Below are 9,820 nucleotides of genomic sequence, written 5' to 3'. Positions count from 1 at the left end.
AAAGCAGAGTTATCGGTAGAACCAGTTCCAGCAACTAGGCTGTAGGTGAAAGTGTTACCAGTGTCGGGGTCTGTGGTGCTGAAGTTGCCGACTACAGAGTTAGCAGCCACGTTTTCGTCAATGCTGCTAGCACTCAAGGCTATGGCTGTTGGTATTTCGTTGACATTATTTATGGTGATGGTGAAGGGACTTTCAAAACTGAGTCCTCTTTGGTCAGTGGTGCGTACTCGGATGCTGTAAGAATTCTTGGCCTCAAAGTTCGGTGAGCTATTGATTCGCAATTGATTGTCAACGATGCTGAAAACAGAGTTATCATTGGAACCAGTTCCAGTAACTAGGGTGTAGGTGAAGGTGTCGCCAATGTCAGGGTCTATGGTGCTGAAGCTGGCCACTACAGAGTTAGCAGCCACATTTTCGTTGATGCTTGTGGTACTTAAAGTTAAACCTGTTGGTGCATTGTTGACGCTATAGCTGCGGACATAGATATCACCGTTACCAGAAGATTGATCGCGCCAGGCGATCGCAAAGTCACCTTTAGTTTGCATAGCGATCGCCGGTTCAACCTGATCGCCTGCTGTTGTTTGGTTGACTAGGAATTCTGCACCCAGAGCTACACCTGCACTACTGAACTGACGCGCATAGATTCCGCTCCCACTGCCATCTTGACCTACAGACTCCCAAGCTACTGTAAAGTTACCATTGCCATCTAAGGCGATCGCTGCATTTGATTGGTTGCCAGCTGTCACCGTACTAATCAAAAATTCTCCACTCAAAGCGGTACCTGTGCTACTAAATCTGCGTCCGTAGAGGTCAATACCAGTTGTCCCTGAATTCTGGCTACTTTCCCAAACCACTACGAAATTCCCATTATTATCGATCGCCACAACCGGCGAATTCTGGGCTGAGATTGTAGTGACGTTAACCTGGATGGGATTACTGACTGCTATTCCAGAACTGTTGTAGAGGCGGACAAAAACTTCAGAATCCGTACCATTGGTGCTGGTATAAGCAACTACAAATGCTCCGCTAGCATTCATCGCCACAGCAGGTTGGGTTTCTAAATCTGTGCTGGCTGTATTGATTAATGTCTCACCACCCAATGCAGTACCAGCAGCACTAAATCGTTGAAAATAAACGCCGTTGGTATCACCACCAGATCCACTACCTCTCCACACCACAACATAATTACCAGTTGCATCTCTGCTAATTACCGGGTCTCGCTGTGCGCCTGTGGTAGTTGTGTTGACTAGAGTATCCCCGGTTTGGGCTACACCTGCACTGTTATAACGCTTGGAATAAACACCATAATTGCTACCATCTTGCCCAAAGCTATCCCAGACAACGGTAAACCCACTGAGTGGATCGTAGACGACGGCAGGTTGTCCTTGGTTGTCGTTGGTGACGGTGTTCACCTGAAACTCACTACCAACTTTTGTCCCAGAAAACGTGAAGCGTTGACCAAATAACCCAGTTCTATTTGTCTGTGTTGGATCGTCTTGTGCAACACTCTCCCAAATCACCACATAGTCACCATCGCTATCAATGGCGATCGCCGGAGTCTGCTGTGTCGTTGTGTTGGCATTATTAACTAAAATTTGATTGGAAAAAGGAACAAGTGCCATAGAATTATTCTTCCAGTTAAGGGTGTATTAAATGCATTAGTACTCATGGACGAAAGTCGCAAATACAAAGTCAAAACTTCAAAAACTGATCAGTTCAAATTTTTGTGAATTTTGAATATTATGTTGATTTTTGCCGCGCTGTACTAATAATAAATAGTTATAATGAGCTACCATTATAACGATAGGTACTAACTCTAGCTTCAAAAAATCAGTGATGCTTTCAAGCTTTAATCAACATAAAGCAAGCACTTCATTTGTTTCATTTATTGAAGATGTATTACTGTTCAGTAACCATAAAACATTGGATATTTGCAAGACATTCTGGAGTTAAACGTAGGTTTAACTTTTTTTGACCTATTGTTAATTTGGGTTTGGCAAACCGAAACTAAAGGGCTTCTTGGGTTTTATGGCTGAATTTCACCTACTAATCAAGGGATTTTTAGATTTGCTTAGCCTACGATGGGAACACATAGTTTATTGATGTTAAACCATAATATACTACACTTTTTCATCAATTAAAATCTAACGAACGGTATTTAAATATTTTTTAATTTCCTCATCATCTGAATTAAAAAAACATGAGGATTTATCGACTCTATTATGTTCTCAATATGCTAGAGGAGCTATTTTATTAATCAAAATCATTTTTCATTTATCCTCTATATTAAAAAAATATGAGAAATTAATTATTTTTATGAGGTGACAAATATGTTATTGCAATTAATTTATTCAGCTTTTTGCCAATATTTCAATCAATCATTTACTTTTCTATTAAGACTCAATTAGCATGTTGAAATGCGGTTAGTTAATAACTATTTATTTTGCCACAAAGGTACAACCTGAATAGCACGCTCGTTGAGCTTTTTCAAAACCAAATTCTAATGCCAATTTGAAAAAAGAATGCGACACATAGACAAGACCCCGCAATACGGTGCAGATAAGCAGTATGAACTTCCCTTGTAGTCTGGCAAAAGATTAAGGGGTAAAGGATGTATTTGAAGCCTTTTCCCTTTCCCCTTTAACCGAATCGTATTGAAACCCCTCCCCGAAGGCATCAACGGTTGCGGTATCTGTAGCCAACATTTTTTGAATCGGTTTAAGTTCAGATATCTGTACTCATTTACGTAAATAGGACGGGCAAGATGCCCATCCTACAAGAGTTTAATTAATTTGCTGAACTACCCCCTACCTTTAGGTAGGGGGTTCCAACTCACTGCGTGAGTTTCGTTTACCCTCTCAGGTTCCGACTCCTCACAAGGTATTGGATTACTGAACATCAACTCTGACTCATTGTTACCAATAAGTGACCTTAAACTAGTCGCAGTTCTCGCTGATTGATTTGACCCATTCCGCCAACCGTCCAGCAGGCATTGTTCCATGCCTAGCCAACCATCCCCGGCTGACTGGATTGACAGAGTTTCTGTTTTTGGATCGACGTAACGACTCAGGTAAGCAGATAAAATATCACGTTGCATTGTCAAACCACATTTAGAGCAGTTATGCACTCGTTGAGATAGTGATTTTTTCTGTTTATTACCGCACAAACAAGTTTGAGAAAGTGCGGTTTTGCGAGTCGAAAACATTAGAACTGTACCGCCAGCACTTTCAGCCTTGCGTATTAGTTCTGATTGAAAAGATGCGGGTGATTTAAACCCTATGGATTTACCATAATTTCTCTGCCAAGCTTTAACAGATACTTTCTCGGTTTTAATATGTTTACCGAGGGCTAAAGTTTGGTTGACTAAATTACCATGTAAAGATTTACGGTGAGCCGCTTGTTTACGTTGAATTTCACGTTTCTTAACAGATGTCTTTTTATAGCGGCTGGATTTATTCCACCGTTTTGAACCTTTCTTGACAGTGCCGTTGGAATTGAAATTATTAGGATTATTGGCACGGCGCTGCCTATCCATCTGTCGCTGTAACTTTGTAATCTTCTTTTGCTTTGATGTTAATTCAACAGCAAAAGAAGTCCAGGTAGTTTTTTTATCCCCAACAATTGCAACGGTACTAACACCTAAATCAATACCAACAGTGCCGTCACTGATAATATTTTTAGGCTTTTGATAAGGTTCACCCTCACAGATTAACTGTGCAAACCAATAAGTTTTTTGATTAAGAATACAACGCACTAAGCGAACATATTTAATCTTTGATGACAACCCATGCAAGATTACAGGGTCATTGGTAATGATGCCTGGTAGTTTTAACTTTGACCATTCAACACCATTGCCAGTCCATCTGATACCTTGTTTATTGGTCTTGCCTTCTAGTGACGAAAACTGACCCTTCTGTTTAAACCTAACTTTTTTAGCCTTACCAAAAGCCATTCTCTCTAAAGCTTTAAAAGCCCTGGTTGCTATTTTCTGAATGGTATTAGCATCAAGGTGAGACTTAATCCAAATACTTGCAATAGATGTCTTGTTGGCAAAAGCTTGCAAATCATAGTCACTAAAACGATAAGCTTCCCTTGCTTTTTGAAAGGCTAAAGATTTAGCTTTTTTATCGTTTTTATTTATTAGTCTGGCTTGTTGGTAGAGTTCAGAATTTCTGACTAACTGTAGTCGAATTTTACCTTCAGACAATACAGCATTATATAGTTGCCTTCCTGCTTCTAATCTGACAGCAAGAACAGACAAATCTTTAAATGTCGTTATTAATGGTATGTTTGTAACGAAACTAGACGTTTTTGCTGCCAAAATTTAATCACCTCCTGTTAAATGCTAGACTATATTGAGATTGTACACAATATCTAATCAAATGACAACTGGAAAGGGTAAAAAAAGACTAAAAAATATACCCATCCTACACGATGAGGTTAAGCAAAGGCATCAAATAGTTGTTACTCCTACGGCATGGGAAAATATGAAATGCGAAGCTGATTTGAGAGGTATCAGCATTAGTGAATTAATAGAAGAATTTGGACGGCGATTAAAATCGCCCGCGCCTAGCCCCCATAAATAGAATTCAGGGGCTACCCCGGCGCGGTTATTTTGGTGTGCTAATTTTCGGAAGGGAAGATACCCTGTAGAGCAATCATAAAGTTGATGACCAATGATGGCTGCATATTTTCATGGGGTTGACTACCGCCACCATTAGCCACTGATTGAGTAGCCATTACAGAATTATTAGGATTCGTAGCATAAGCATTATCTGTTGCTATTGCTAAAAATTGCTCTCCTGGTTCTGTATTAATGGCAGGATTTGGATTCGCAAACAGCGTATGGGTATGGGCGGGTATTTCACTAACTAATAAGGTATGTTGTTCTTCACCACCATACCCAGCTAAGGGAAAATTAGTACCAGAAAAATGCATCGGTACTCGTCCCCGTAAGTCAGGTAATCCAAAGTTAGTCGTACCATCTCCGCCATAAATGTTTCCTAATAAAGAAAACAATGCTTGATTTTGGTCAATGGGTAACAGCTGCCCATTACATAGTGCCCAACCTTTAGGGGCAACATTAAACGAAGTCATTCTGATTTCACCAAGAAAAGGCTGAGTCATCAGTCATCTTCCTTTCATCTAAATTTGTTTGGTCAATAGTGACAACGATTTTTTAGGAAACAGTCATTGAAGTATGGTTGGTTTTACCTCAATTTCGCGGTGGGTAATCACCTTGCAAAGCAATAATGAAATTCACAACTAGATAAGGTTGCAAATTGTTATGTGGTTGATTTTCGCCTGTTTGTGTCAAAGCTGCGGGGTGCATCTTCGCTGGGGAACTGACCTGCGGGCCGTAGACTTCAGTGCGGGCACTGGCGAACATGGCTTCTGTGGGGTCGCCTCTATCAGCACCACCACCAGTTGCTTGCAGGATATGGGTGTGAGATGGAATCTCGGTCGCCAATAAGGAAACGGCTGTCACTCCGCTTGAATTACCAATCACATAGACACCACTGAAGTTGATGGGAATCCGCCCTTCCAAGTTGGGCAGTGCAAAGGTAGTTATGCCATCTCCACCATAAATAGTACCCAACAGAGAAAATAGGCCAGAATTTTGTTGGATGGGTAACATTTGTCCATTACAAAATGCCCAACCACGAGGAGCAAAATCACCAGCAAACATGCGAATTTCACCGAGAAAATTATCCATATAATCAGCTCCTTGATGATATTGACTTGTGTGAAATAGTAAACGACGAGGCTTTTGACAACTGCCATTCCATCTGTATATGGCTAGTCGTATAGCTTGTTTTATAGAATCCCAAGCGCTCATATAGATGGAAGGCCCGATTGTGCCAAATTACTTGCAGCCTGACAATCTGATGGTTTTGTGTGGCTTCATCTAATAGAGTTTGAACTAAGTGAGTTCCAATTCCCTGATTTCGATATTTCGGTAGCAGTGCGATCGCCAGTAAAAGAATTTCTGTCGGCCTTCTATTCACTAGAATGCTACCAACAGGGCGATGGCAGTACTCTACTATCTGATGTTCTGCCTGGGGGAAATTTATTTGATAAGACCAGCGTTGAGCCTTGAATTGCATTTGTAAAAAAGCTTCTCGCTGGGACTGGTTCCAACCCCAAGCATCTAATTCTTCCGCACGAGTGCTTGCATATAACTCAAACAGAAAATTCTCATCTTCACCACAGACAGCACGGCAGTTGAGCAAGCTAAAATCAATCATCTATATGCCCTCAGCAACTATTCTATGGAGGTCAATTTCAAGATGGGTAAAGACCTTGCAGCGAAATGATGAAATTGATTACTAGATAAGGTTGCATATTTTCATGGGGGTAGTTACCCTTACTAAAGGGGGCGATGGCATTTGCACTCATGGATACCAATGGATCGCTTGGTCGGGCATACATCTCAACAGTACCCGTAGCTGGCACATTATTAGCTGGGCTTTTATCTGTGGCAGTAATGACTCCTGGATCTGAATTAGTGTTGGCTGTCAAGGAATGATTATGTTCTGGCAGTTGATCTGTGGTTAGAGTTACGTCTTCCGCCCCTATTGTCTGGCCAATAATGCGGGGAGATAATCCAGTCCCCGTCCCTTGATGGATGGGCGCTCGACCCCGTAAATCAGGCAATGCAAAGGTTGTCTGTCCATCCCCACCATAGGTTGTACCAATCACAGAAAATAGGTCATTATTTTCGGAAATCGAGAGTAACTGCCCATTACAGAGCGCCCAATCTGTAGGTGCAAAATTTCCCCCGAACATGCGAATTTCCCCTATATACGATTCAACCATCGTTTCATGTACTCCAATTGTTCGATCTATGCAATTTCACTCGTTAGTTTTAACGATCTTTGCATTGGATATTACAGAAATATACTGTCAATGTATCGCGTAAAATTATACGTTTTAAGTAGCTATATCAATTTCTGTAACTAAAAACTTTACTTACTGAAATCAATCTTTAATTTCGGCGCTAGGCCTTAGCCAGTAATCAATTCCGGGTGCTGTAAACGCCTGATAAATCTCCACACGTTCGGCATTTAAGATATTTGGTCGAAAAACACCTGGTAAAAATTGTACCGCATACAGTTCTTGACATCCTGCTGTGAACTCTAGCATTCCCACTGTTTGCCCATTCTGCAAGTCTACGATCGCTACTCCACACAACAACTGCCGAAATCGCTCTTGCACGGGTAAATTGCCAAAAATGTGGCGTTCTCGAATCTGGCAAAGTCCCACCAAGGCATAGCTTCCTACAAAAGTTAATCCTCGTAAAAATCCTGGTAAGATGCAAACTACATCATGTTGTAGAGTTTGCGGATGCACGCGCCATAATTCTCCCTTCCCAGAATTCAGCAACCACAAATAACCCTGATGCCAGTGAGGAGAATGGGGCATGGAAAGTCCCCGCAACAAAATATCATTGTTTTCGACATCCATCAGGATGCCACCTGTAGCTTTGTCAGCGCGCCAGCCTCCGACTACATCACTTTCACCCAGAGCGGTAACGTACTTGGGTCGGTTGTTAACCAGTGCTAATCCATTCAAGTGACAACGGTCTTCTGGCACGAGCTGAGAAATAAATTTCGGCTGCCAATGGGGAATAAAGTTAAATTGATTGCTAAGTCTAGCAAGACAAGAAAAGCGGGTATTGACCAACCAGAGGCAATCTTGCCCAAATACTAAATCATGGGTATTTAAATCGCCTGTAAAATATACAACTCGTGGCAGATAAAGAGTATCGTAGCGTCCGGGTTGGTCTTCGAGGTAAGAATTAGCAAGTTGAGGAGCATTGGCAAAGATGTAGACTTGTTCTTTGGTAGCCAGCGCCAGACATTGTTCTCCCACAGCCAAGCCCATCGGTTTGGGAAATTGGCGCATCAGCAGAGTTAGCTGTTGTCCGTTCCAAGCAATGAAAGCAACTTTATTTGCTTGGTAAGTTGTCAGAGCGATCGCTCCTTGGGCTTGACTCATCCAAGAGATGAAGGAATCTGAAATCGAACAGGCGATCGCTTGACCGGGCTGGACGCTAGTATTAGATGATTGGCTCATGGGAGAAAATGGGTTCGGCAAACGACTCGCCGATCGCCTCTTCAGTTTGACTGTTACTGTAGTTCTAGTCAAGATCTGCGATCGCTACACATCCTTTCTCAACTTTTGATAAATTTTGAATTGATTGTGAATTCTGTATTTTTATTCAATTATTTTGCTTCTGGAGTTGCATGGCTACATTTACAACTTTTCTTTGCCTTTTTTTGAGTACCCGCCGTAGCCGATCTGCACTTAAATTTACTTGACGTTCAGATGCGAGTTTTTCTGCTAATTCTTTAGAATTATAAGCCTTTGCTTCATGAGCTAAGCAGTTTTCTAGATAAATCAAATCTGATTCCGAATATCGGGGTTTTCCTCCTCGTCCAGGTGCATCCCATAAGCCTGCTAACCCCGATTTTTTCCAGCGATGGAGGGTTTGGCGTACTGTTGAAATCGCCCAGTTCAAGCCTTTAGCAATTTCCTCATTTTTTAAGCCACGAGCATTCAACAATAAAACTTGGGCACGATCCTTTGTACGTTGAGGAATATCTTTAGCTTTTCTTAACTCTTCTAAAGTCTGCTTTTCTTCTTCAGTGAGAAAAACTTTCAATCGGCATCCCATAAACAAGAACCTTTCACACAGTCAAAGAATTTTGGATTTTGGATTTTGGATTGACCCCGGCCACTAGGGTGCAGGGTTTGAGGATTTTAAATTTTTGATTTTGGATTTGTTCCGACCACTAGGGACGGGGCATAAACTAAAAAAATCTAAAATCAGCAATCTAAAATCTAAAATTGGCACAGTCAATATTTGGCATTTTTACATCTATATCAGACCTTTCAATTGAGTACGGTACACATGCAAATAATACATACAAATTCAAAAATAAGTATTAATGCTACCGTAGTCTATTTTGATGGCTTCTACACACAACCTCTCGGCTTCAGAACATTTTAAAAATCGTACATTCACAGGAAAAATTAGGCATCTTTAACAATAGAGCCACCACCTGTATAAGTATATTTTTTGCATAATCAGATACCGTAATTAATAGCTATAAAGCCATTTTTTTGGTTTTATCTTGATTAATACCCAATGTCAATCCTATAAAAATGTATCATTAGTCTTTTTCAATCCTTTGTATTCTTACAAGTATTTCATCGAAACTTTAAAAAAATTTTGCTGCCATTTGAGAATTAGATGGATGAGCAGAAAAATGAATCTATAGTCTCAGTTTTTTATTCTACTGGTTTGAGGTAATTAGTTTTGATTATCTCCGAAAAGATACTTGCTTTCTCTAGTTTACATAATTTTTACATTCTAGTATCAATATTTTCCCTGGAGAAAACAAAATATGTAATGTCCATTGAAAAAAATACTGCTGTTTCCTTACTAGGTGATGATTATCAAAAATCTCTCACAATTTTTCTTACTTTTCTTACTTTTCCTACTTTTCTTACTTTTCTTACTTTTTTATCTAGTTAAACCATTACACATTTAACTTACATCTGCTTTAATGTTAGGTGTTGAGTGACAGTTACTACAACCCTCTTAAGCAATGCAATCCACTGTCAATACTTGTCGGTTAAGGGGAAAAGGGGAAGGGGGAAAGAAAAAACCTTTACCCTTTAACCCCTTCGGGGTGACGCTCCTTCGTCGCTAACGCTGACGCTAACGCCAGTCGCTCATGGGGGAAACCCCCAAGACCGCGCTGGCTCACCTTTTCCCAAAACCAAATTCCGAGTTGAAAATGCACAAAGC

Annotated in this window: 7 protein-coding genes and 1 pseudogene; all 8 read right to left on the bottom strand. The window is 40.7% G+C overall.

Annotation, left to right across the window (positions count from 1 at the left end):
• Nucleotides 1-1,622, bottom strand: a pseudogene (locus GNE10_RS26595) (hypothetical protein); the annotation flags it as partial.
• Between the two features lie 1,178 nt (nucleotides 1,623-2,800).
• Complete coding sequence (locus GNE10_RS26590) at nucleotides 2,801-4,321, bottom strand: RNA-guided endonuclease TnpB family protein (RefSeq protein ID WP_185568326.1); 1,521 nt, start codon at nucleotides 4,319-4,321, stop codon at nucleotides 2,801-2,803.
• Nucleotides 4,322-4,623: 302 nt separating this feature from the next.
• The gene (locus GNE10_RS26585; protein WP_185568323.1) at nucleotides 4,624-5,127 is read right to left on the bottom strand and encodes a phage tail protein; all 504 of its coding nucleotides are present in this window, start codon (nucleotides 5,125-5,127) and stop codon (nucleotides 4,624-4,626) included.
• An 88-nt stretch (nucleotides 5,128-5,215) separates the two neighbouring features.
• Nucleotides 5,216-5,716: a phage tail protein gene (locus GNE10_RS26580; RefSeq protein WP_185568321.1), complete on the bottom strand. Its 501-nt coding sequence runs from the start codon at nucleotides 5,714-5,716 to the stop codon at nucleotides 5,216-5,218.
• Between the two features lie 4 nt (nucleotides 5,717-5,720).
• A complete protein-coding gene (locus tag GNE10_RS26575) occupies nucleotides 5,721-6,248 on the bottom strand; it encodes a GNAT family N-acetyltransferase (protein ID WP_185568318.1) in 528 nt (175 codons plus the stop codon).
• A 37-nt stretch (nucleotides 6,249-6,285) separates the two neighbouring features.
• Nucleotides 6,286-6,819 (bottom strand): phage tail protein, encoded by a 534-nt coding sequence (locus GNE10_RS26570; RefSeq protein ID WP_185568315.1) that lies wholly within the window; start codon nucleotides 6,817-6,819, stop codon nucleotides 6,286-6,288.
• Nucleotides 6,820-6,981: 162 nt separating this feature from the next.
• The gene (locus tag GNE10_RS26565) at nucleotides 6,982-8,151 is read right to left on the bottom strand and encodes a TIGR03032 family protein (protein ID WP_185568312.1); all 1,170 of its coding nucleotides are present in this window, start codon (nucleotides 8,149-8,151) and stop codon (nucleotides 6,982-6,984) included.
• Nucleotides 8,152-8,224: 73 nt separating this feature from the next.
• Nucleotides 8,225-8,680: a helix-turn-helix domain-containing protein gene (locus GNE10_RS26560; RefSeq protein WP_185568309.1), complete on the bottom strand. Its 456-nt coding sequence runs from the start codon at nucleotides 8,678-8,680 to the stop codon at nucleotides 8,225-8,227.
• Between the last annotated feature and the right edge of the window lie 1,140 nt (nucleotides 8,681-9,820).

Source organism: Nostoc sp. 2RC, assembly GCF_014222165.1.
Taxonomy (GTDB): domain Bacteria; phylum Cyanobacteriota; class Cyanobacteriia; order Cyanobacteriales; family Nostocaceae; genus Nostoc; species Nostoc linckia.
This window is presented reverse-complemented; position numbering and strand designations above follow the sequence as displayed.